The sequence below is a fragment of the Rhodococcus sp. ACPA1 genome, assembly GCF_002300195.1.
GTDB lineage: Bacteria > Actinomycetota > Actinomycetes > Mycobacteriales > Mycobacteriaceae > Rhodococcus_F > Rhodococcus_F opacus.
The window spans coordinates 237,220-258,614 of the sequence record NZ_NSDX01000003.1 but is presented as its reverse complement, the minus strand read 5'-3'; the positions used below and the strand labels follow the sequence as shown (position 1 = coordinate 258,614).

Below are 21,395 nucleotides of genomic sequence, written 5' to 3'. Positions count from 1 at the left end.
TCCTAGTTCGGGGAGTCGGTATGTTCTGCGGGAGCCGCGCCCGCCTGCGCGGCGCCGTCTTCGGTGGCCAGATATGCCTCGAGCGTCGACGAATCCGGCAGCAGCCCCTCGGTGTACATCTCGAGGGCGGGCAGCGTGACGTCGGTGGCGAGGTCGCGGATGGCCGTGGCGTAATCGAGCGGAGTTTCCTTGTCGGCGCGCATCTGCAGGTAGAGCAGCATGGCGCCCACGTTGTAGAGGGTGAGGTAGCGCGCCCGCGCCTTCGGGTTGCGGCTGGGCCGGACGCTTCCGGCCGCCACGCCCAACGCGAGATACTGCTCGGTGTCTTCCACCATGTGCTCGAAGAGGGATTCGCCGAGACCTCCCCCTGCCTGAAAACTCCGCACGATGTAGGCGACGAGCGGGGCGTACTGCTCGATCTCGGCGAGGGCGCGCATTGCACCCGCCGGCCCGGGGGTCGAAATCGCCTCCGCCTTCTGCTCCCGGATGATCCGCAGGACGTGCTCGTCGCATTCGGCGCGCAGGCCGTCCTTCGAACCGAAATGGTGAATCACCAGACCAGGTGACACTCCGGCTGCGGTGGCGATCGCCCGCACTCCGGTACTGAAGCCGTGATTGCCGAACACCGTGATGGCCGCGTCACGCACTCGGGCACGCGTGGTCATATCGGGTTGCGGAATCTCGGAACCGGCACTGGTTGAACGCATGTTTAATACGCTAAACGTGCGTTCAACCCGGCGCAAGGGGTGAGGGCGTCAAGATTTCGTCAAGGCGGGAAGACCCGGCTCGGCCGGGTGCCCGGTGAACGCGACGCTCGGGCGGGGATACCGGTTGCGGGCACAGGCCTCGTCCAGCGCCTCGTCGACGACCGCCCTCAGATCCACCCGGTCGTCGTCCTGCAGGACCAGTTCCGTCAGGATCACCCCGTAGTCGCGCCGGACCTGTTCCATCATCCCGATCGCGTCGTCGATGGCCCCGGAACCGGCAGCGCAGCGGAAACCGATCAGCCGCAGTTGCGGCTGCTCCATCACCGCACGCAGCGCGTCCTCGATGCTCGAGTTGTCCGTGCCGAGTGCCGAGAGGTCGAGCACCGTGTTCTGCCGTGGCTGCTCGTGCACGAACCGGTGGGGAAGATGAAGCGTCATCGGAACCTCCTCGGGGATTCAGTTCCAGATCTACCCCCGACACGCGAGGCCGCGGCCGTTCTTGACGGCACCATGACTCCGTGGGCCGCGATCCTGACGCGGTGTTGGCGCCGCGGGGGTCGCCGTGGCTATGCCGTTGCCTTCTCGACCGCGTCGCGCGTGAGGCCGGCCAGTTTCTCGACATTCTCGGTGGTAGCCGGATAGCCGGCCGAAGTCACCCCGATGATGTACTCGCCGGCGAGCGCGCCGTACCCGACATGCGTGTCGTCTCCCTGCGTCACGGAACCGGCGAATGCCTTGTCGCCGACATCGGCCGGCGCCGGTAGCGCCGCGAATCCCGGGACGACTTCACTCTTGTCGATCGCTTGCTCGAATGCGGTCGCGGCTGCGTCGGGGCTGGGATATCGATCGACGGAGACGGTTATCCTTCTGCCGTCGCCCCCTTCGTAGATCACCATTCTCGTCGCGTCGGGGGTGCCGGACGCAGTGGAGTTCTCGCTCGTCGCCGTCTGCTGTTCTATCTCCGGGAAGTACGTCTGTACGACGTCCAATCCCACCAGAGCCTCCTGAGGCAACAGGATCGCCTCGGATGTCGTCGCCTCCGGCTGCGATTCGGCATCAGACTGCGTGTCCTGCTGCCCACACCCAGTCGCGAACAGGACGCCTGCCAGGATGATCGCGAGGATGGCGAGAGGGGTGCTACTGCCGATCCTTCGCACGCGGAATCGCCTCGCTGGTTGCACCATGCTCGATACCCCCTGTTGCGCGGGACAATGCCTCATCGTGTGGCCGGCTCGGGAGCTGACCGACCGGAACTCGCACGGCACCAATTCTCGCCGATCCGGACGCCGTGGACACTCACTTCGCTACGTTCGGCCGTTCCGCAGGCTCACCGGGGTCGGTGTCAGAACGGGTTGTAGATCCAGACACCGCGGTAATCCCACTCGGTCGGGCCCGTCGGAATCTTCACCTGGTACAGCTCGTGTTCATTCCCGACGTGATCGAACTGGCGACACCAACTCTGCCCGTGAAAGGACGCACACTCGATGGTTCGGCTCGTCCCGTACGGACTCAGGATGATCGGTTTGCCTGCGTTCACTCCGAACACCCCGGGATCCAGAGGCATGACGAAGTCGGATGTCCGGTCCTTGTAACCGAACGGGTCGGGATCGACGGGGTCGGCGAATGCCGCCGGCACACAGATGCCCAGCGGGATCAGGGATAGGATCGCCACTGCGATACACCTTTTCACTTGCACTCCGTTCACGTTGGGACGCGATCGCTGCCTTGGCTGAATCACTGCCTGCTCGAGGGCCTCCGCCGCGCGCGTCAGGGGACGACGAACGTCCCACCGGCCGGATGGAGAACGGGCCATGGAGAGTTCAGCGTTGCCACCGCTACAACCTGACCGTCTCCCGTTCGTACCGCGGCCGATCGACGTTCGCACGAATAGAGGGCGACCGGTTCCAGTAGGACGGACCCGCGAGCGCCGGTCTCGAGGTTGAGCCAATGAACCCATGCGCTCTCGCAGTACGCGCCCGTGGGAAGCGGTTCTCGCGCTTCGAATACGACCATTCCGGATTCCCCGCCCGAAGTCGCTGTGGGAGTCATCGCGACCACCCACGGGAGCATGCACGTGGCGAGCCCGCCACACCGAGACAGATAGGGCGACGACACCTGGAACGGCACTGTGGTCTCGTCCGTCGTGTCGGTTGGCGCCGCAGATGCTGCAGACGCGTTGAACGCAACAAGCCCGAAGATCAACACCGCCAGAACAATTACTTGTGCGAGAGGTGCACGCCGTCTTCGACACCAGATCTCCACTGCCGACCTCCTGACACCCCGCGCTCTGCATCGGGCAACTGCCATGTACATCGAGAGCCGCCGTGGGCCGTTACTGCCGGCGAGTTGGCGGGCAGTTCCACCCCTTGAATCGGGCTCGGACGACGGTGATCGTCAGGTTGGTCACGCGTTCGGGGGCGTCTGCGGGACGACGTGTCGGGGTCCGATGACGGAGAGAAGCTCTAGTTTTTCGTGGCTTTCGCTGCCGGGGATGGCGGTGTAGACGAGAAGGAACAGCCCGCCGCCTACTCCCCCGCCACTGCTGTCGAAAGGAAAGATGTCAGTGTGCGAGCCATCCATACGCCGCGGTGAAATCGACGAGTACCGGCAACAGGCAACTACGAGCCCGCCGTTCGAGGTCCCTCCGGGCAGCGCTGGTTGCCGAATACAGCTGCGTGAGTGGCGGTCCAGTTCGCGCGATCTGTAACAGATCCTGTCCCGCTGCCGAAATGGAATGGGGGGCGACGGACGTCTCAATTCTCGCGGTAACGAAGGAATGGAGCGCTCATGAACAAGCAACTGGGACGACGGGTCTGTGCTGCGGCACTCACTGCTGTCGGACTGGGAACCGCGGTGGCGACCGGAGGAGGCGCTGTCGCGAGTGCTCAGCCCGCGCCACCGACATCGACGACAATGACGTGCTCGAGCGCGAATCCCCTCGTCTGGGCACCGCCGTTCACGTGGACCATCAACGCCGCGTCCGGGGAGTCGCTGCGACCGGGTGGGTCCGCACTGGAGCCGGCGATTCTGCTGAGCGGCGGCAACGAACTGCCGACGCCGCCCGGCGGTCTCATCCCGAGCATCGGCGTCAACTGGTACGGCACGCGGGTGTCGGTCGACTGGCACAACACGACAACCGGCGCGACCGGACACAGCGAAAGCGATGAGGCAGCCTGGCAGCAGAAGCCCGGCATCCCGATCAACCGAACCTGGACGGGAACCGGGACGGTGTCGTTCACCGTGACCGTCCAGACCGGCGCGGGATGGTGGTTCGTCAATTCTCAGAACGCCGTCTGCCAGGGGACGATTTCCGTCGTGCCCGGTCGGTGACGTCGGACGTCACCCGGCTACAGGTCAGGCGGGAGGCCGTCGGTCGTTCGCCTCGGCGAGTTCGGCAAGCCTGTCGACGGAGGCCAGAAGGCTGTCCGACGTGGTGGCCCGGGCGCGCTCGAGGCGCTTCTCGTCGGTCAATCGCGACCAATCGTAGGTATGCGTGACGCGGACGCTCGCCTCGTCGACTCGGTCGAGTTCCCAGCGCCACAGATGACCCGGCGGCTGATCGCCTTGCACCGAGGGCAGCCAGGCGATCAGGCGCCCCTCCTCGAATTCCACCACGTGGTTGTCGCGGATGCCGCCGTTGGTGAGCGTCATGGTGAACACGTCACCGACGGCGCGCACCCGCTGCCCGGCGGCGGCCTCGGCCAGGTTGTCGTTGCCGTCCCAACGCGGCTGTTGCGCCGGGTCGGCAATCAGTTCGAAGACCGTCCGTGCCGGGGCTGCGATAATGCGGCCGGCGGTCACGACGGTGGGAATTCCGTTCTCCTCGGTCATAACTCGATCAAACCATGAGACGTCCGCAGATCCGGAGCACCATGTCTCTTCGCACGCTCGGCAAGTCGGTCAGTGGAGGGGTGATCGACTTCCCAGCGACACGGAGATCAACGTGTATCGAGTTCGCGAACCGGCCGGTGTCTGAATCGCGGATCCGGAATCGAGCCCGTATTTTCTGAACAAATGTCCATCGAGGGATGGTGACCGTGACAACTGGAACAAAGATCGACGACCCACGCGATGCTCCCCCACGCCCGTTCGAGCCTGACGACCGTTGGGTTCCGGTCGATCGGAGATGGTTCGGCCTGGACCGCGCGACGATCGCCCCAGCGCTGATCGTCATCGCCGTCGCGTCGGTGATGGCACTGATTCTGCCGGCGATCGATCGCGCGGTGCCCTACGACGACACGGTCGCCGCCGGCGACGTGCTCGAGGTCAAGGGCGATGTCACCTTCACCCCGGCCACCGGGTGGGGCATCACATCGGGAGTGCGGGTCGGCGACAGACCGGTCTCGGGCGAATACCCCGACACCGCCACCGTCGTCGACTGCGACGTGGCGTTCACCGTCCACACCGGCGAGTTCGACGGCAACGCCGAAGCCTTGCTCGCCCAGATCGCCGACACCACCGACGCCCTGCACGGCGCGCAGGGATTGCACGTCACCGGCAGCCCCGAAACGATCGTCACCGACACCGGTGACCGGGGAGTGATCGCCGGGTACTCCGGCACCCACTCCGACGGCGTGATCGCGGCCTTCGTCCTCGACGGCCGTGGTGTCGAAGTGGTGGCCACCGGCCCCGCCGAGGTCTCCGGCGACAGCACCGTCACCATTGCCCGCATGATCACCAGCATCGGCCACCGCACCGGGGAGGGCTCGTGACCACACCGCAACTCGACGATCTCGACGCCGACCGGGTCGCAGCGATCGACAACTCCGGGTGGGGAAGGTCGTTCACTTTCTTCCAGCCCCGCAACCTCGCTTTCTGGGCGTATCTGATGCTCGTCGTCACGGGCCTGTTCTCCTTCGCCTCGATGCTGGCCGGTCAGTACGCCGCGTACCGGCAGGCGATCGTGGTGGCGTTGGTTCTGTTCGCCGTCTACGGTGCGATCTTCTGGTGGTTCACCCACCACATCGACCGCTACGCCCGGCAGCCCGCCGCGCTGGTCGTCGTGGCGTTCCTGTGGGGTGGCCTCGCCGCCACCTGGACCATGGCGGCGCACGCCAACGATGCGGTTCGCGCTCTGTACGCCAAGGCATTCGGCCAGTCCTGGGCACTGGACTGGGGCGCGGGACTGGCGGCGCCGTTCGACGAGGAGATCGCCAAAGGCGTCGGGCTGCTCCTGCTGATCTCGTTGGCTCCTCGCCTGGTCCGTACCGCCTTCGACGGGTTCATCCTGGGCGCGTTCATCGGCCTGGGATTCCAAATCGTCGAAGACGTCGCGTATGCGCTGGGATCCGCGGGCTCGCAGTTCGGCGCCAGTCAGGTCGAGTCGGCGATGTCGACGGTGTGGATGCGGATGGCCACCGGAGTCAGCGCACACATTCTCTACAGCGCCGTCTTCTGCGCCGGGCTCGTCTACCTCCTCGGCCGGCCGGCCGAACCCCGCAAGGCCGGGCGGGGACTCGCACTGATGGCGACGGCGATGCTGTTGCACGGGGTGTGGGACTCCATGGGTGCTCTCGTGCGGGGGCACACGGCGCTGCTCTTCGTGCTGATGTTCGCGGTCATCGTCATCGCCCTGGTAGTCGCGATCAAAGTCTTCGCGATGACGGTCCCGGCAGAACGACAGTTCTTGCGCGCGATCATGGCGCCCGAGGTCGCCCGGGGCGTGCTGACCGCCACCGAACTCGAGGCGATGTGCGGCGACCGCAAGGCGCGAAAGGCGTTCCGCAAGGCCGGAGTCGGACGACAGGAGCGGACCCGCGCCGTACATGTCCTCGACGCTGCCGACGAACTTGCCGACGAACTTGCCGCCGCCCGCGGCGCGGACACCGACCGTGTCGCGTTTGCCCGGTCCGAACTCGCCCGCATCCGTGACGGCGCCCCGCCACCTTCGAGGGACGCCGCCCCGACGATGTGAGCGCACCCGGTGCACGCCTCGTGCGGGTGGGCGGCTGTAGCGTACCGATCGGGGCAATCCGGACAACCGAGGAAAGGACACAACCATGCGCAATTTTCGACGTACGGCAGTGGCGGGAGCCATGATCGCGGGACTGATGACTGCCGGGGCGGCAACGGCGTCCGCCGCTCCGTTCGGCTCTCTCGGCGACGGACCCGACCTCGTGATCACGCAGGCGAACGCCGAGGGTGTCAACGCGTGCGCCGTGCGTGTCACGAATGAGGGCGACGGGACCGCCACCGGAGTCACGGTCCACACTCCGCTCGTTTACGAGAGCAGGAACCTCGGCACGCTCGCCCCCGGCGAATCGAAGATCGCCGAATACTTCGATTGCGGATTCTCGGAGCGCATCTTCTACTTCGCGACGACGAGCGGCGAAACGAATTGGGCCGACAACTTCCTGTACATCGAACTCTGACGGCCGGCAACCCCGGGGTACCCAATCGTCCTGTTGGACGTTCGTGCATGTGGCGGAAAGCGTGGTTGTGCTGTAGAACTACAAACAGCGAGACCGGTTTGTGACATGAACCACATCTAAACGTTACTTTGCGACACCACTACACAGACATGAACAACAGTTCCGGGGGGAACGGATCCGCGCAGGTGGATCCGGATTCGGGAACGGTAAGGACACCACATGCTGTTGCCGATGGCACCGACCGATTCACTGTTTCTGCTCGGCGAGTCCCGCGAGCATCCGATGCACGTCGGCGGCCTGGCAGTGTTCACGCCACCCGAGGGGGCGTCCGCGGCCGACGTGCGTGCGATGTTCGATGCCGCGCTGATCGGTGACCAGGTGGCGGCGCCGTTCCGCAAGCGGGCCCGCCGTTCGGTGACGTCGCTCGGCCAGTGGGGCTGGGACACCCTCCCGCACCACGAGGTCGATCTGGAGCACCACGTGCGCCGGGACGCCCTGCCCCAGCCGGGCGGAATGGCCGAACTGATGACTCTGGTGTCGAGGCTGCACGGCACCCTGCTCGACCGCAGCCGCCCCCTGTGGGAGATGCACCTGATCGAGGGCCTCGCCGACGGCCGCTACGCGATCTACACCAAGATCCACCACGCCCTCGCCGACGGTGCATCCGCGATGAGGCTGCTCCGCGACAGCATGAGCGAGGACCCGCATCGTCGGAACATGCCCACGCCCTGGCAACCCCGCAACCCGCTGACGGCCGTGCCGGACGCGGTCGTGGTTTCGGGAGGGCTCGGCTCGGCACTGCCCGCGATGGCGTGGGACGCCGCCCGCGCGGCGGTCGGCGAGGTGGCCGGACTCCTGCCCGCAGCGGTCGGTACCGTGGATCGCGCCCTGCACGGCAAGGGGGGTGCGGTGTCGCTGACCGCACCGCACACCCTGTTCAACGTGCCGATCAGCGGAGCCCGGCATGTCGCCGCCCGGTCCTTCCCCCTCGAACGGATCCGTCTGCTGGCCAAGCACGCCGACGCCACCATCAACGACATCGTGCTGACGATGTGCGCGGGCACCCTCCGGGCCTACCTGCACACCCGCGACGCGTTGCCGGACAATCCCCTGATCGCGATGGTCCCCGTCTCCCTCCGCGCGCCGAATACCGGGGCCGGAGGCAATCGGGTGGGAGTGCTCATGTGCAACCTGGCCACCCACCTCTCCGACCCCGCGCACCGCCTCGAGACCGTGCGCAACTGCATGAACGAGGGCAAGGCGGCGCTTCAGGCGATGAGTCCGGCCCAGGTGCTCGCGATGAGCGCACTCGGCGCCGCCCCGCTCGGAGTCGAGATGTTCCTCGGCCGCCGGGGTCCGCTGCGGCCACCGTTCAACGTCGTCATCTCCAACGTCGCCGGCCCCCGAACTCCGTTGTACTGGAACGGGGCCCGACTCGAATCCCTCTACCCGCTGTCCATCCCCACCACCGGGCAGGCACTCAACATCACCTGCACCAGCAGCGACGACCAGATCGTCTTCGGCCTCACCGGCTGCCGCCGCACCGTCCCGGACCTGCACCCCATGCTCGATCAGCTCGACGCCGAACTCGATCTCCTCGAAACCGCTGTCGGACTGTGAACTCGAGAAAACATCTGCGGGATCAGACCGTCACCGTGTTCGCGGCGGCCACGCGCACCTGAAATTCGAGGCGTGCCATGGCCTCCCGGGCGGCGTCGAGCGCCTGTTCGGCGGTGTCCCCGACCGCGCGTGCGTACGCGACACGTGAATCGGACGATTCCAGGACGGTGACCGCGCCCCCCGGGCGGACCAGGAGTTGCACGTCGGTCACGCCGTCGACCTTCCGGGCGTCGTCGATGCCGCTGACGTCGGTGAGGACACCCGCGACCGGTGCGGCGGCGAACCAGATCGCGGAACAGCGGGCCGGCCGCTCCTCGGCGAGGACGGCCCGGATCCCGGGTAGAACCTTCTCCCCGACGGTCTGCCGCACGACGCATTCGGCGAGGTCCACGCCGGTGGCGTCGAGGGCCAGGGACGGAATCTCGTCGCCGCCCATCCGCACATGGGTTTCGATCGCCCGGGGACCGGTCGGGGTGAGCACGATCTCGGTGTGGGTTGCCCCGAACTCCACACCGACGGCGTCGAGCACACTCGTCACGTACGTGTGGATCCGTTCTTCGTGCTCCGCCGAGAGGGCTGCCGGCGCGACGTGCCCGAGTTCGACGAAGTTCGCCGGGTCGGAGAACTTGCGGGTGACGGCGACGATCTGGTGTTCGCCGCATTCCGAGAAGGCCTCCACGCTGAATTGCGGGCCCTCGTGGAACTGCTCGACGAGCACCCCGCTGGTGGTCAGGCCGTCGAAGTCGCCCCCGGCGCGTGCAAACGCCGCGGCCAGTGCGCTCTCCTCCCGAACCACGGCCACCCCGGCACTGCCCGCGCCACACACCGGTTTCACCACGCAGGGAAAGCCGTGTTCGAACGCGAAGGCACGCAACGCATCCACGTCGGCGACGACGGCGGAGGCGGTGGCGTCGACGCCCGATTCGCGAAGCTCGGCCCGCATGGCGTTCTTGTCGTGGACCGACGTCACCGTGCGGCGCGAGTGGGTGGAAAGGCCGAGGGCCTCCCCGATCGCGGCGCAGCGGTCCTGGTCGCGTTCGCCGAACGTGGCGATCCGGGTGAACGGATGCTGTGCATGCGCGGCCGCGGCCAACGCGATCCACTCCTCGTCCGGCGCGTCGTGCCGCACGGCGATGACCCGCGAGTGCTCGGTCAGACGGCGAAGCTTGGCGACGAATTCCAGTCGGCATATCACCGAGGTCTGTGTGCCGGGAAGGGCGTCACGGACCCGGCCCGGGAGGTCGCGGCCGCTGCCGACGACGAGGACGTGTTCGGTCATTTCTTCACCTCGAGTATCGAGAAGGGAGACAGTGCAGGAAGGTCGCCGGCCGGGTGTTCCTTCGTCCGTGCGCGTTCCGCGAGACTGCGATGCGCCGCCGTCCGGGAGACCAGTGCCGCGGCCCCGAACGTCCCGGCCAGGACGGGCCACGCCAGGAGACCGGTCGGCAACAGGACGACGACCAGAATGGTGGGGCCGAGCACCTTCTGGCCCGTCATCCCGAGGCTGAACGCGCCCAGATAGCGGGCCACAGCCGGCTGCGGGGACAGTACGGCCGACAGTTCCCAGGCGGCCACGGAGTGGATGTTCTCGGCGATCGACAGTGCCACCACCGCAACGACAACAGCGGCGATCGCCGGACCGGTGTCGGCCATCTGGCCGACGGCGAGTGCACCGCAGCAGAAGGCCATCAGCGCCCCGGTCCACGTCAGGAGTCGCGCCGCCGCGGACGTGCCCTCGGCGAACCGGGCGACGTAGACCTGCAGGACCACCGTCAGCACGGTGTTGACCGCCATGAGCACCGGCACCCACGCGAGCGGCACCGACGTGTACTCGATGACCCAGATCGGGAGCAGAACGATCAGCACGGTGTCGTACAGCGACAGGACACCGTTGCCGACCGTGAAGACCATGAACCACCGGTCGCGGAACGGCGAGCGCACCGCGGTTTCGGCCGGCCTGGGACCAGCGGGGAGAGGCGTGCGTTGCACGACCGTTCCCGTCCTCCGGAGTACGAGCCGGACTGCGAACGCGATGACCACGAAGGAGATTCCGTTGCCCAGGAACAGCGCCGTGAACGCGGCGGAGGTGCCGGTCGCGAAGACGACGCCCGCCAGCAGGAACCCCGCGGTGAGACCCACGTTCCGGATGGCGCGGATGGTCGCCATGGTCCGGGTCCGGTCGTGGCCGCCGATCACCGCCGTCACGACGGCCTGCTGGATCGGGCTGCTCGCCCGGTCGGCCGCGGTGAGCAGCACGGTGAGCACGAGGTAGGCGGTGAAATCGGATACGAGCGCGAAGCATCCGTAGCCGATGCCGCGCAACAGCAGGAGGGCCACGTAGAACCGGCCGGGCCCCACCCGGTCGGCCACCCTGCCCAGGGGCACCGGGGCGAGAAGGGCGAGCGCACCCGCTGTCGTTGTGGCCAGGGCGATCTGGTTCGCGGTGAGACCGACCACGCCGATGAAGTACAGGGCGAACGACGCGAAGAACATCCCGGTACCCAGCGAGTCGACGCCGGCGCCGACGGCGAGCGTGCGACCGGCCGGGCTGTCGGGAAGCACCGCATCACCCAGCCGCCGCAGGCGGGCGGTCACGGGATGCTCCCCGGCGTCAGGAAGGCGTGCACGAGATCGGCCGACCGCTGCACATGGGTGGGTGTCGCCGCCTCGGGCGCCGGACGCCGCAGGTGGTTCCACGCGTACCGACGGGCCGCGTTGACGAGTAGTTCGGCATCCTGAGCCGACTCGGCTGCCGCGGACTGCGCGACCAGCGCCGCCGCGAGAAGGAGTCGGCTCATCCGGTCGACCAGCACCCACCCGGCGGCGGCGACGGTCGCGGGGTCTGCACCCACCCATTCGTGGCGGGTGGTGCCGAGGGCTCCGAGCGCGTCGTCCACCATCTGCCAGGCAGCGAGCAACCTTCCCCGGGGAGCGACTCCGAGAAGCTCTCTGGGCCGGTGGGCCGCCGCGTCGAAGTGTTCGCGAATCGTCAGCAGTTCCAACGCATGGGTGGTCAGGGTCCAGCAGTCCGACCGGGCGGTGCCGCTCCCGTCGGCGCGGACGGTGTCCGCTGCAAGCGAGTAGGCGATGCAGCGCCGGGACACCCTCCGGGCGCGACCGTGCGACAGCTGAGGAAGGGCGTGCCAGGCCCGGACGGCCATCACGTCGACCACCCGGTCGGCGATCTCCTCGCGACGCGCATTCGCCCACGCGCTGCCGTCGAGCAGGTCTGCCGCGCTCGCGAATCCGGTGACGGCACCCTCCAGGATTCCGAGGCCTTCGGCGTCCCAGATCGCCGCGACCCGATCGGGTACGGCCGAGGGCAGTGAACGTGTGCTCATGCGAACTCCAGCCAGTGACGGTAGGTGGGCTCACGCCCGCGGACCACGTCGTGGAAGACGTCGCGCAGTTGCTTGGTGATCGGGCCGCACCCGCCCGCCGCCACCGGGCGGTCGTCGACCGACGCCACCGGGACCACCTCGGCGGCCGTGCCGGTGAGAAACGCCTCGTCGGCGACGTAGAGCTCGCTGCGGGTCAGACTCTGCTCCCTCACCGTGATCCCCAGGTCGCGGGCGAGCGTGATCACGGTGTCGCGGGTGAGACCGGGCAGGATGTTGTCGCCGACCGGAGGGGTGATCAGTTCACCGTCGCGGACGGCGAAGATGTTCGCGGCGGACGCTTCGGCCACGTGCCCGGTGGAGGTGAGCATCAGTGCGTCGTCGTATCCGGCGCGCAGCGCGCCGACCTTCGCCAGAGCCGAATTGACATAGGCTCCGGTCGCTTTGGCGAGCGGAGGGACCGAGTGGACCCCGTTGCGTTGCCAGCTGCTGACGAGGAGTCGGCAGCCCTCCTGGTCCGCGGTTTCACCGAGGTACGAACCCCACGGCCACGCCGCGATCGCCACCCGGGCGGTGTCCAGTGCGGGCGCGACCCCCATCGAGCCGTAGCCGAGGTAGACGATCGGTCGCAGATAGCCGGAGTCCAGGCCGGTGCGGCGGAGCAGTTCGAGCGAGATCTCGGTGAGCTCGTCCACCGACCACCCGGGGTCCATCAGGTACACCCGTGCCGAGTCGTGCAGCCGTCGCAGGTGGTCGCGCAGCCGGAACACGGCCGGACCGCGGTCTGTCGCGTAGGCCCGGATGCCCTCGTAGACACCCCATCCGTAGTGCAGACTCGGCGTCAGCACGTGGACCTGTGCCTGGTCCCAGGCGACGAATTCACCGTCCATCCAGACGGTGCTGGTCGGGATCAGTTCCATTGTTCTGCTTTCGGTTCGGTGGCGGCGGGCCGCCGGGACGGGACAGGGGCTGCCGGTGCACCGACCAGGTTCAGCCGCCGCTCGATGCTGCGCGACTGCAGCGTCAGAGCCTCGCGATACTTGTCGGCGCCTTCGCCGCGGAAGGCGAACCAGCCCCAGCGGGGTCGCAGTCGGCATCCGCGGGCGATCTTGGCCTCGTAGGCGGCGAGGCCGTAGTGGACGCGACGGATGCCGTGCTCCACCGCCCACCGCGCCGTCTCGTGGTAGGTCAGCGTCAGGTAGCAGCCACGAATCCCCGGGGCGAATCCGGCGGTCCTGGCGAACAACGTGTCGGGGGTGCGGAGGTAGAGCACGAAACCCACGAGCTGACCGTCGAGTTCGGCACCGAGCACCACACAGGAATCGCCCAATTCCTCACGGACGGAGTCGAAATCGCGTCGGACCCGGTCCTCGCCGCCGGGCAGCCCGTACTTGGCCCGGTGCGCGACCTGGAGGGCGACGACCTCGTCGTCGATCGCCGCGGGACCCCAGCGGGCCACTGTGCGCAGGCCGGCGGCGGTGTAGTCCGCGACCTCCTTGCGGAGCCGGACGCGCCGGCGCTTGCTCAGGCTCGCGACGTACTCCGCCCAGCTGTGTCCGCTCAGGTCCTGCACACCCTCGGCGCCCAGCAGGGCCGCCGTGTACCCGGCGCGGGTCGCGGAACCGTCGACGTCCTCGGCCTCCGCCTCTCCGACGTACAGCAATGCTTCACTGCGGCAGCCGAGTTCGTCACCGGCCTGATGGAGCAGTTCGGGCAGGGCCGCCATGACCGCGCGGCGCTGATCGTGCGAACGGCCGGGCTCGTGCGCGACACCGTGGTGGTTTCCGAACGTGGCGAGCGCCACCGACGGGTACTGATCCTCGCGGGCATCGGGCAGCGCCTCGGTGAGCTCGGCCCAGCGCAGCCGATCGGGGTGATCGAGCAACTCCGGTTCGGCCATCGGGCCTGCGGTTCCCGCCAGCCGGGGCGGGTCGTAGAAGAGCAGGCCCCCGGGCCGCGCCGTGAACAGCAGCGGCGCGACCGCGACGGTGCGGCCGTCCGCGCGCACCTCGAGGTAACGCACCTCGTGCAGGTCGGTGCGTTCGGTGAACCGCCACCACCGCGCGTCCTCCCAGATGATGTCCGGGTCGGCGATGCCCGCGAAGTCGGCGGCGGTGGGGCGGGCGCCGCGGGGCAGGACGTGGCCGGTGATCCCGTCGACATCGGTGGCGGTCATGCTGCGTCCTCGCTTTCGGCACGGTCCCATGCGAATCCGGCGCTCACCTGTTCGGCGGTGGCGATCAGCCGGTTTCCCAGCGCCGTGAAATCGGGGTCGGTCACCACCCAGTAGGCGAGGAAGTCCGCCGACTTGCGCTCGTTGTACCGGGCAGGGGTCCAGTCGTCCCCGACGTGGGTGTTCAGCGTGAAGTCGTGCACGCCCGGCGGTGCGTCCGGCAGTCGCAGCACCCGGCCCCGGCGCGGCGGCACGCCGTAGAACGCTGCGTGCGGGGCGGCCGCCACCCGGTCCCGGACCGCGTCCAGGTCGGTCGGCAGCCCGCATTCCACCCGCGCCCAGAGATGCCGGGGGTCGATGCCCAGGACATGGCGAAGCATCGTCGGTATCGGTCCGCCGCCGATCCGTGCCGCCACTTCACAGAGCACGATGTCGCCGCCGGCGGTGACGAAGAACTCGGCGTGCACGCAGACGGTGGGCGGCGAGCCCAGTGCATCGACGAGCCGCCAGGTCTCGTCCACCAGTCGTGCGCACACCGGGTCGGTGGTGTCGACCGAGCGGGAGCCGAACGGGGCGTCGGTCCAGTGCTCGAGGCACCCCTGGCCGGTGTAGCGGGACGCGATGGCGGCCACCGGGTCTCCGGCGACGCGGAACGCGTCCACATGGTGCACCGCGCCGTCGACGAATTCCTCGACTTCGTACGGTGTCGCCGTGACGATGTCGGCGAGTCCGGCTGCCTGCGCCGGCGAATCGAGCACGTACACGCCGGTGGAGCCGGAACCACTGCGCGGTTTGACGACGACTCGGCCCGGGTTCGCGGCCATGAAGTCGACGATGTCCGCCGGGTGGCGCACCGGCGCGAAAGCCGGAACGAGAAGCCCTGCGGCCTGCGCCAATTCCTTCATCAGAATCTTGTCGCGGTAGCCGCCTGCCGTAACGGTGTCAAGGCCCGGGAGGCCGAGTTCGCCGCGCACTGTGGCAGCCCGTTCCACATCGACCTCGGCCAGGGCGACGACCGCTTTCGGCCGGTGCCGTCCGGCGAGTTCCCGAGCGGCGCCCAGCACCGCGTCGTCGTCGTGATAGTCGGTGACCGTGACGATCTCGGCGAATCCCTCACCCGGATCCGTTCCCTCGGCGCAGACCGCCACCAGCCGTCCGCGCTTCTCCGGCAGCCACTGGGCGAAGGGCAACCCGGCGGCACGCGGGCTGATCAGTACGAGAATCATCGAGAAGCTTCCTTCCTCGTCACGGCAAATCCATCGAAAGTTGTTTCCAACGTGGCGAAGACCTCCGCCGTCCGGGCGTCGAGCGGTATCCCCCGCGCCCGTCGTTCGCGCTCGTGGGCGCGTTGCGGATCGCCCGGGGCCACCACCGGAGTCCCCGCGGCGGGCGTCGCCCCGCGGACGGTGCCGAGGAGATCCGCCAGCCCGGCCGTGAATTGCGCATGCCCACTGAACGCTCCGGGGTCCAGGGCGAGGACGAAGTGTCCGACCCCTCGGCTTCGACCGGGGGTTCCCTCACCGACTTGCTCGAGCTGCCAGTCGGGCGGCGACCCGGTCAACACGGCCCCCAGCAGAGTGACCGCCATTGCCAGGCCCTGTCCCTTGTATCCGCCGAGTGGCGACAGGGCGTACGCCTCGTCGGGCTCCGCGGTGGGCCGCCCGTCGCGATCGGTGGCCCAGCCGCTGTTCAGCGGTCGTCCCTCGGCCCGGCGGTGCTTCACCTCACCGAAACACACCTGGCTGGTGGCCATGTCGAGGGCGAGCCCGTCGTCCCCCGTGCCCGCGGCCACGCTGATCGGGTTGGTGCCGAACAGCGGCTCGACCCCGCCGTACGGAGCGACCCGGGACGCGGCGGACGTGACCGCGATACCGATCATCCCCTGCCCGGCCAGGTGCCGGGTGTAGACCGACGCCGCGCCGAAGTGGTTGGAATTGCGCACGCCCACCGCCGCGACGCCGAAAGCCTTGGCCCGGTCGGCTGCCAGGCGGGCGGCGGCGAGTCCGGCGAGCACGCCGAGTGCGCCGTCCGCATCCAGCAGCAGTCCGGCCCCACGGTCCCGGACCACGGTCGGGCACGCCGCTGCATTCGCTACGCCGGTCGCGAGTTCGTCCAGGTATTGCGGCAGCAACCGCAGACCGTGGGTGTCGATGCCGCACAGCGAGGTGTCGACGAGCGCGGCAGCCACCTGATCGGCGTCGTCCTCCGGCACTCCGGCCTCGACGAGTGCGATCGAGGCGAGCCAGCGCGCCTCCTGCTCGTCGATCAGCGAACCAGGGTTCGGTGTCTGGTGGATCATGAAGTACTCCAATGCATGAAGACGTGGGGCCCGATGCCCGGGATGTCGAACTCCGGGCCCAGAATCCGGAAGCCCTGCTTGACGTAGAAGCCGGCTGCGGTGGTGCGGGCGTTACACCACACCGCGTCGGCGCCGGCCAGTGCGGCGTTCGTGAGTACGGTGCGCAGGAGTGTGGTCCCCGCACCGGTACCGCGAACCTCCTCGAGGGTGGCCATACCGCGGAGGCGCCAACCCCGGCCCGGGAGAAGACCCGGCACGGCGTGCGCTTCGGGTGGATCCTCGTGATACAGCGAGGCCACGCCGATCGGGCGCCCCGCGACGAGTGTGGCGAAGTGCCGGGTGCCGACGTGCGCGTCCTCGGGGTAGACGCAGGTCTCGGCCGGTTGACCGGGCCGGAGCACGGTATGCCGGATCGGTCGCACGTCGGCGGCGGACACCGGCCGAACCCGCCAGCCGTGGGCGGCCGGATCGGGAAGGTAGCCGGAACCGGGACGATCCGGCAGGGTGACGCGGCCGGCGCCGTCGAGCGTCAGTCCGCGGCCCGTGTTCACCGCGAGAAGGTCGACTGCGTCCACATCCAGGTGGTCGGCCAATCCCCCGAGGTGGGCCGTGGCCGACACCCCGGCCGCGGATTCCGGCATGCAGCCGAGCATGGTGAGCAGACCGCGTTCTCGGGCTCGGCGCAGCAGCGCGAGGGACGGGGTGATTCCTCCGGCCTTCATCGGCTTGACGTTGATGCCGTCGAACGCGTCGGTGCAGGCCTCCAGGTCCTGCGGCGACGCGATGCTCTCGTCCGCGATCACCGGGATCGGGCTGCGCTCCTTCAGGATCCGGGCGTCGCGCCACGCCGAGCGCGGAAACGGCTGCTCGATCAGCTGCACGCCGAGTTCCTGCAGGGCGGGCAGGACGGGGAGCAGTCGGGACAGCTCCCAGCCGCAGTTGCCGTCCACGTAGAACGGTGCGGTCGTGTGGCAGCGGAGTTCCTTGACGACGGTGAGGTCGCCCGGGTCGGCGAGCTTGATCTTGTACGCCGACCACCCGGGCCGCTCGCGGAGTTTGCGGACCATCACCTCGGTCTCGTCGAGCCCGATACTGAAGCTGGAGCGCAACTCCCGCGGGCGTTCCAGCCCGAGAGACTGCCACAGCGGCACACCGAGCAGCCGTGCCCGCAGGTCGTGCACCGCGGTGTCGAGGGCGGCGAGGACGAACGGCGAATCGGGCAGCTCCGCGGACAACGCTCGCCACACCGCGAACGGGTCGTCGGGACCGAGGTCGATCAGCAACGGCGCAATCCGTCGCAGATCCGCGTGCATCCGGTCCAGGCCCGAATTGTAGTGGTCGGTCATGAACGCGGATGCCTCGCCGAACCCGGCGACACCGTCCTGCTCCACCTCCACCACCAGTCCCCGCTGCACCGGAATCGCTTCTCTGGCAGAGCGCCACAGATGCCGTTGCGTCACGCTGATCTCGTGCGCGGTGACCTTCACGCGGTGCCTCCGACACCGAAGAATTCGCGGTCGCGCGGGCCGTGCGGGCGGAGGTCGTCCCACCACTGCGCGTGCGCGTCGAACTTCGCGAAGAACGGCTTGCCGACCAGATCCGGCCGGCGTGCCTGCAGGAACCGCAGCGCAAACGCACGTCCGCCGTCGAGGTCGACGACGCCGTCGATCACGACCTTCCCCGGCGACGCCGACATCACCGGACCCCGCGCGGTCCGCCCGAGTCCGGAGACCCGTTGCAGCGCTTCGCGGTAGATGTCGACCGCTCGCGCCAGTGGCAGACCGAAATACGGTCGCGCACCGGTGTCCCGCTCGACGAACATGTAGTACGGCACGACCCGGTTGCGGACCTGCGCCTGCCAGAGGTCGGCCCACGTGCGCGGGTCGTCGTTGACGTGACGCACCACCGGGGCCTGAGCGCGGAGCACCGCGCCGGTCGATGCCAACCGGGCCAGCGCCGTCCGGGCGGCATCGGTCTGCAGTTCCGCGACGTGCGACAGGTGCAGCATCATCGCGACGTGCTTGCCGGCGGCGGTCAGCCGCTCGAGCAACCGCAGCAGGTCGTCGGCTTCCGGCCCGGCCAACAGCCGGTACGGCCAGAACGAGACGGCCTTCGTGCCGATCCGGATCGTCTCGACGTGTTCCCGCCCCGGTTCGAGCAGCGGCTCCAGATACGATGCCAGCAACTCGGTCCGCATGACCAGCGGGTCGCCGCCGGTCAACAGCACGTCGGTGATGCCCGGGTGCAGGTCGAGGTACCGGGTCATCGCCTCCGGCCCGGACATGGCCATCTTCAGGTCGGGGGTGTCCACGAACTGGGCCCAGCGGAAGCAGTAGCCGCAATAGCTGTGGCACGTCTGCCCCTGGCGGGGAAACACCAGCAGGGTCTCGGCGTACTTGTGCTGCATGCCCGAACCGTCGATGTCGTCGTGCTGCGGAACGTTCATGCTCAGCTGGTCGCCGGGATGCGGGTTCAGCGCGGCCCGGACCGTGTCGACCGCCTGCCGGACGGTGCCCCGATCTCCCTGCGCCACGGCCTGCTCGATCAGCGCGAAGTGCTCGGGCTCGAGCATGTCGCGGTGCGGGAAGGTCAGGCGGTACATCGGGTCGTCCGGCGCACGGTCCCAGTCGATCAGTTCGTCGACGACGTAGCTGCTGACCTTGAACGGCAGCACCTGGGACACCACGTGTGCCTCGTGCCCCAGGATCGGGTCGCCGGTGCGCTCGGCGACGAGCTTGCGGAGCCGGTCGCCGCTGATCGATCGCGGAGCGAGGGCTGTGCGGGTGTCGAGATCGAGCAGTGTCATTTGTCCGTCACCGCCAGACCCCAGTCGAAGTCGACATCGCCCAGAACATTCATGTCCGACATCAGCGAATACAGACCGCTGTAGTCGCGCACGAGTCGCGAACCGGATTTCTCGGCCCGCACGTCGGCGAGCATCTTCTCCCATCCGGTGACCTTCTCGATCCGGAAGATCGCTTCCCACGTCGAGTAGTCCGTGGCGACGAACGCGTCCAGTCCGGCGACCAGCATGTCCAGGAAGAAGCGGCGTTTGACGGGGTCCAGCACGTCGTACACCAGCTTCGCCATCTCGTCGGAAATGGATGCGTGGCAGTACTCGTCCCGGTTGTGCAGCTTTGCGGTGGTGGAGTTGACCACCTGGATGTCGTGATCGTCGGCGAGCAGATCGAGGTACGCGTTGATCGAGATCTCGGACACCGTGGCGAAGGCCAGCGTGGTCAGGCTGCGCTGCCAGCGTTCGGCGGCATGGGCACGCAGCCGACGGTGTGCCCGCGAGGTGTGCGATTCGGGTAAGGCGCTGTCGGGGAACGGGTTCCCCCGTTTCCGTCTGGTCAGCGCGCTCGCGTTGATGTGCATCAGGGTGTGGTACTGCTCGTCGACCATGGCCTGGGCGAGTGCGATATCCATGTCCTGGCCGCCGAGACCCGGGAACTCCCCGTCCATCACGAGCGCGAACGCCGGGTTGGCGACGCGCTGCTCGGCGAGCACCGTGTGCCGGTTGTACGCGATCCAGGCCCAGCTCAGCAGCCGCGACCGCAGCGCGTCGGGCATTGCCTGCCACGTCGGATGGTCGCGGAACGGCACGATTGCCTCGGGGTAGTCGGCCCGGCCGGCGTCGAACAACTCGTCGAGGTCGGGCTCGTCGCGCTTCACCGTCGACCGTCGGTGCCAATTGCCGGCGAGGCGGCTGATGACGGCATTCTCGGCTTCGTCGGCGGGGTCGAACGACGGCAGTCCGGGCAGGTGGACCAGCCCGTCGGCGTCGGAGCACTGCAGGTCGTCGATGATCATGCGCGAGTCCGGTCGCCGGCCCAGAAACGAGTGAGGTGACGGGCGCGGTCGGCGTACTCCGAGCGCGCGTGCAGCATGCGCTGGTTGTCCCAGATGAGCAGTGCATTCTCGGGGATCAGCACGCGGGTGCGCAGTTCGTGGAACAGGTCGCTGACGCGATGCGCCAACCTGCGACCGGCCCGGCCGAGCGGCAGCCGAGAGTCGTCGACGTCGGAGTCGTGGTGTGGGTCGTAGTCGGCCGCGGTGAGCAGGTTGTAGCTGAAGCGCAGGGCGGTGCGGCCGGTGTCGTCCGCGCCCAGCATCGCGGTGCGTACACCCCCGTCCGGGCCCGGGAAGGTCAGTTCGGCGTCCGTCATCAAGGTGAGCTCGGCCGGTTCCAGTGCGTCGACGAGCCGCCGGATGTCGAGCAGATCGGTGTGGCCGCCGCCGCAGCGCGCCTGCCGGTGGCAGAACAGCGCCAGGTACGCCGGGCTGGGATCCCAGCCCGGGGCCTCGGTGTGCGCCAGAATCGTGTTCGCGCTCTGCGAGTACGCCCGATGATCGTTGCCGGGGCGGTGCGTCACCTCGTGGGTGAGCAGACCGTTGTATTGCGGGACCAGATCACCCAGCGAGCCAACCACTTCCGCTGCAGCGGTGCGGTCGGGTACGTCGTGGACGACGACGTACCCGTCCTCCTCCAGCCGGGACCGGTCGAGACGGCCTTCCACCGTTCCCACACCCGCAGAAACGACATGACAATTCGGCGACATCCATTCCTCCATTCCGAAAACCCGACTGGGATATGTACCCCGTGATGCCGGTCGTTCGAGACCGGGATCGTCGTGATCGGTTTCAAGAATGTGGTCGTGCCGCCACGCACACCAGGCACCCTAGGGGAGCCAAAACGTCACCCGGAACGAACTGCCGGGGCTGTAACAACGGAGTGCATCTTCCGGTGTACGCCCCTTGTGTGGGCCGCCCTTGGTGTCCGATCTGTTAAAGATTGATTGCATCCGGAGCCCCGGCCCGCACAGCGGACCATTGCGTTTGATTTCCGTTCACGCCCTCGCCACAGTCTTCACACCCCCCACCAAG

21 protein-coding genes are annotated in these 21,395 nt (G+C 68.3%); 5 read left to right on the top strand and 16 right to left on the bottom strand.

What is annotated here, in order from left to right:
* Nucleotides 1-2: 2 nt before the first annotated feature.
* The 4 genes from CJ177_RS11745 to CJ177_RS11730 form a co-directional block, all read right to left on the bottom strand.
* Nucleotides 3-707, bottom strand: a complete 705-nt coding sequence (locus CJ177_RS11745) for a TetR/AcrR family transcriptional regulator (RefSeq protein WP_061045604.1) — start codon at nucleotides 705-707, stop codon at nucleotides 3-5.
* A 48-nt stretch (nucleotides 708-755) separates the two neighbouring features.
* Nucleotides 756-1,145 (bottom strand): decarboxylase, encoded by a 390-nt coding sequence (locus CJ177_RS11740; RefSeq protein WP_095867805.1) that lies wholly within the window; start codon nucleotides 1,143-1,145, stop codon nucleotides 756-758.
* A 128-nt stretch (nucleotides 1,146-1,273) separates the two neighbouring features.
* Nucleotides 1,274-1,891: a hypothetical protein gene (locus CJ177_RS11735; protein WP_095867804.1), complete on the bottom strand. Its 618-nt coding sequence runs from the start codon at nucleotides 1,889-1,891 to the stop codon at nucleotides 1,274-1,276.
* Nucleotides 1,892-2,049: 158 nt separating this feature from the next.
* Nucleotides 2,050-2,379: a hypothetical protein gene (locus tag CJ177_RS11730; protein ID WP_257014487.1), complete on the bottom strand. Its 330-nt coding sequence runs from the start codon at nucleotides 2,377-2,379 to the stop codon at nucleotides 2,050-2,052.
* Between the two features lie 1,115 nt (nucleotides 2,380-3,494).
* Between CJ177_RS11730 and CJ177_RS11720 the strand changes: the two genes are divergently transcribed.
* Nucleotides 3,495-4,037, top strand: coding sequence for a hypothetical protein (locus CJ177_RS11720; protein WP_095867803.1), 543 nt, complete (start codon nucleotides 3,495-3,497; stop codon nucleotides 4,035-4,037).
* 24 nt (nucleotides 4,038-4,061) lie between these two features.
* Here CJ177_RS11720 and CJ177_RS11715 read toward each other — a convergent pair whose 3' ends face one another.
* A complete protein-coding gene (locus tag CJ177_RS11715) occupies nucleotides 4,062-4,538 on the bottom strand; it encodes an SRPBCC family protein (protein ID WP_061045608.1) in 477 nt (158 codons plus the stop codon).
* Between the two features lie 197 nt (nucleotides 4,539-4,735).
* On the opposite strand from CJ177_RS11715, the gene CJ177_RS11710 reads away from it, so the two are divergent.
* The 4 genes from CJ177_RS11710 to CJ177_RS11695 all read left to right on the top strand — a co-directional run bounded on the left by CJ177_RS11710 (nucleotide 4,736) and on the right by CJ177_RS11695 (nucleotide 8,698).
* Complete coding sequence (locus tag CJ177_RS11710) at nucleotides 4,736-5,419, top strand: hypothetical protein (protein WP_095867802.1); 684 nt, start codon at nucleotides 4,736-4,738, stop codon at nucleotides 5,417-5,419.
* Nucleotides 5,416-6,621, top strand: a complete 1,206-nt coding sequence (locus CJ177_RS11705) for a PrsW family intramembrane metalloprotease (RefSeq protein WP_095867801.1) — start codon at nucleotides 5,416-5,418, stop codon at nucleotides 6,619-6,621. Before CJ177_RS11710 ends, CJ177_RS11705 begins: the two co-directional genes overlap by 4 nt.
* An 85-nt stretch (nucleotides 6,622-6,706) precedes the next feature.
* Nucleotides 6,707-7,078 carry a hypothetical protein gene (locus CJ177_RS11700; RefSeq protein ID WP_061042100.1) on the top strand — a complete coding sequence of 124 codons (372 nt, stop codon included), beginning with the start codon at nucleotides 6,707-6,709 and terminating at the stop codon, nucleotides 7,076-7,078.
* 219 nt (nucleotides 7,079-7,297) lie between these two features.
* Nucleotides 7,298-8,698: a wax ester/triacylglycerol synthase family O-acyltransferase gene (locus tag CJ177_RS11695; RefSeq protein WP_095867800.1), complete on the top strand. Its 1,401-nt coding sequence runs from the start codon at nucleotides 7,298-7,300 to the stop codon at nucleotides 8,696-8,698.
* A 22-nt stretch (nucleotides 8,699-8,720) separates the two neighbouring features.
* On the opposite strand, the gene CJ177_RS11690 is transcribed toward CJ177_RS11695, so the two are convergent.
* The 11 genes from CJ177_RS11690 to CJ177_RS11640 are packed head-to-tail and all read right to left on the bottom strand — an operon-like array spanning nucleotide 8,721 to nucleotide 21,070.
* Nucleotides 8,721-9,977 carry an ATP-grasp domain-containing protein gene (locus tag CJ177_RS11690; RefSeq protein ID WP_095867799.1) on the bottom strand — a complete coding sequence of 419 codons (1,257 nt, stop codon included), beginning with the start codon at nucleotides 9,975-9,977 and terminating at the stop codon, nucleotides 8,721-8,723.
* The gene (locus tag CJ177_RS11685; protein WP_095867798.1) at nucleotides 9,974-11,293 is read right to left on the bottom strand and encodes an MFS transporter; all 1,320 of its coding nucleotides are present in this window, start codon (nucleotides 11,291-11,293) and stop codon (nucleotides 9,974-9,976) included. The genes CJ177_RS11690 and CJ177_RS11685 overlap by 4 nt, the downstream gene beginning before the upstream one ends.
* The gene (locus tag CJ177_RS11680) at nucleotides 11,290-12,039 is read right to left on the bottom strand and encodes a hypothetical protein (protein WP_005250482.1); all 750 of its coding nucleotides are present in this window, start codon (nucleotides 12,037-12,039) and stop codon (nucleotides 11,290-11,292) included. The genes CJ177_RS11685 and CJ177_RS11680 overlap by 4 nt, the downstream gene beginning before the upstream one ends.
* On the bottom strand, nucleotides 12,036-12,956 hold the full coding sequence (locus tag CJ177_RS11675) for a branched-chain amino acid transaminase (RefSeq protein ID WP_005250481.1): 921 nt from the start codon (nucleotides 12,954-12,956) through the stop codon (nucleotides 12,036-12,038). The genes CJ177_RS11680 and CJ177_RS11675 overlap by 4 nt, the downstream gene beginning before the upstream one ends.
* Complete coding sequence (locus CJ177_RS11670; protein ID WP_095867797.1) at nucleotides 12,947-14,212, bottom strand: GNAT family N-acetyltransferase; 1,266 nt, start codon at nucleotides 14,210-14,212, stop codon at nucleotides 12,947-12,949. The genes CJ177_RS11675 and CJ177_RS11670 overlap by 10 nt, the downstream gene beginning before the upstream one ends.
* On the bottom strand, nucleotides 14,209-15,435 hold the full coding sequence (locus CJ177_RS11665; protein WP_095867796.1) for an acetyl-CoA carboxylase biotin carboxylase subunit family protein: 1,227 nt from the start codon (nucleotides 15,433-15,435) through the stop codon (nucleotides 14,209-14,211). Before CJ177_RS11665 ends, CJ177_RS11670 begins: the two co-directional genes overlap by 4 nt.
* Nucleotides 15,432-16,508: an Ldh family oxidoreductase gene (locus tag CJ177_RS11660; protein WP_095867795.1), complete on the bottom strand. Its 1,077-nt coding sequence runs from the start codon at nucleotides 16,506-16,508 to the stop codon at nucleotides 15,432-15,434. Before CJ177_RS11660 ends, CJ177_RS11665 begins: the two co-directional genes overlap by 4 nt.
* A complete protein-coding gene (locus CJ177_RS11655; protein ID WP_095867794.1) occupies nucleotides 16,505-17,995 on the bottom strand; it encodes a GNAT family N-acetyltransferase in 1,491 nt (496 codons plus the stop codon). Before CJ177_RS11655 ends, CJ177_RS11660 begins: the two co-directional genes overlap by 4 nt.
* Nucleotides 17,992-19,314 carry a KamA family radical SAM protein gene (locus CJ177_RS11650; RefSeq protein WP_095867793.1) on the bottom strand — a complete coding sequence of 441 codons (1,323 nt, stop codon included), beginning with the start codon at nucleotides 19,312-19,314 and terminating at the stop codon, nucleotides 17,992-17,994. Before CJ177_RS11650 ends, CJ177_RS11655 begins: the two co-directional genes overlap by 4 nt.
* A complete protein-coding gene (locus CJ177_RS11645) occupies nucleotides 19,311-20,321 on the bottom strand; it encodes a diiron oxygenase (RefSeq protein ID WP_005250473.1) in 1,011 nt (336 codons plus the stop codon). Before CJ177_RS11645 ends, CJ177_RS11650 begins: the two co-directional genes overlap by 4 nt.
* The gene (locus CJ177_RS11640) at nucleotides 20,318-21,070 is read right to left on the bottom strand and encodes a TauD/TfdA family dioxygenase (RefSeq protein WP_005250472.1); all 753 of its coding nucleotides are present in this window, start codon (nucleotides 21,068-21,070) and stop codon (nucleotides 20,318-20,320) included. The genes CJ177_RS11645 and CJ177_RS11640 overlap by 4 nt, the downstream gene beginning before the upstream one ends.
* Nucleotides 21,071-21,395 lie beyond the last annotated feature (325 nt).

What these genes read in the sequence shown, in the direction of transcription:
- CJ177_RS11690 (WP_095867799.1), bottom strand. Translation starts at nt 9,977, where the DNA reads ATGACCGAACACGTCCTCGTCGTCGGCAGCGGCCGCGACCTCCCGGGC.
- CJ177_RS11745 (WP_061045604.1), bottom strand. Translation starts at nt 707, where the DNA reads ATGCGTTCAACCAGTGCCGGTTCCGAGATTCCGCAACCCGATATGACC.
- CJ177_RS11650 (WP_095867793.1), bottom strand. Translation starts at nt 19,314, where the DNA reads ATGACACTGCTCGATCTCGACACCCGCACAGCCCTCGCTCCGCGATCG.
- CJ177_RS11680 (WP_005250482.1), bottom strand. Translation starts at nt 12,039, where the DNA reads ATGAGCACACGTTCACTGCCCTCGGCCGTACCCGATCGGGTCGCGGCG.
- CJ177_RS11740 (WP_095867805.1), bottom strand. Translation starts at nt 1,145, where the DNA reads ATGACGCTTCATCTTCCCCACCGGTTCGTGCACGAGCAGCCACGGCAG.
- CJ177_RS11735 (WP_095867804.1), bottom strand. Translation starts at nt 1,891, where the DNA reads ATGGTGCAACCAGCGAGGCGATTCCGCGTGCGAAGGATCGGCAGTAGC.
- CJ177_RS11720 (WP_095867803.1), top strand. Translation starts at nt 3,495, where the DNA reads ATGAACAAGCAACTGGGACGACGGGTCTGTGCTGCGGCACTCACTGCT.
- CJ177_RS11695 (WP_095867800.1), top strand. Translation starts at nt 7,298, where the DNA reads ATGCTGTTGCCGATGGCACCGACCGATTCACTGTTTCTGCTCGGCGAG.
- CJ177_RS11670 (WP_095867797.1), bottom strand. Translation starts at nt 14,212, where the DNA reads ATGACCGCCACCGATGTCGACGGGATCACCGGCCACGTCCTGCCCCGC.
- CJ177_RS11645 (WP_005250473.1), bottom strand. Translation starts at nt 20,321, where the DNA reads ATGATCATCGACGACCTGCAGTGCTCCGACGCCGACGGGCTGGTCCAC.
- CJ177_RS11675 (WP_005250481.1), bottom strand. Translation starts at nt 12,956, where the DNA reads ATGGAACTGATCCCGACCAGCACCGTCTGGATGGACGGTGAATTCGTC.
- CJ177_RS11700 (WP_061042100.1), top strand. Translation starts at nt 6,707, where the DNA reads ATGCGCAATTTTCGACGTACGGCAGTGGCGGGAGCCATGATCGCGGGA.
- CJ177_RS11640 (WP_005250472.1), bottom strand. Translation starts at nt 21,070, where the DNA reads ATGTCGCCGAATTGTCATGTCGTTTCTGCGGGTGTGGGAACGGTGGAA.
- CJ177_RS11660 (WP_095867795.1), bottom strand. Translation starts at nt 16,508, where the DNA reads ATGATCCACCAGACACCGAACCCTGGTTCGCTGATCGACGAGCAGGAG.
- CJ177_RS11715 (WP_061045608.1), bottom strand. Translation starts at nt 4,538, where the DNA reads ATGACCGAGGAGAACGGAATTCCCACCGTCGTGACCGCCGGCCGCATT.
- CJ177_RS11665 (WP_095867796.1), bottom strand. Translation starts at nt 15,435, where the DNA reads ATGATTCTCGTACTGATCAGCCCGCGTGCCGCCGGGTTGCCCTTCGCC.
- CJ177_RS11710 (WP_095867802.1), top strand. Translation starts at nt 4,736, where the DNA reads ATGGTGACCGTGACAACTGGAACAAAGATCGACGACCCACGCGATGCT.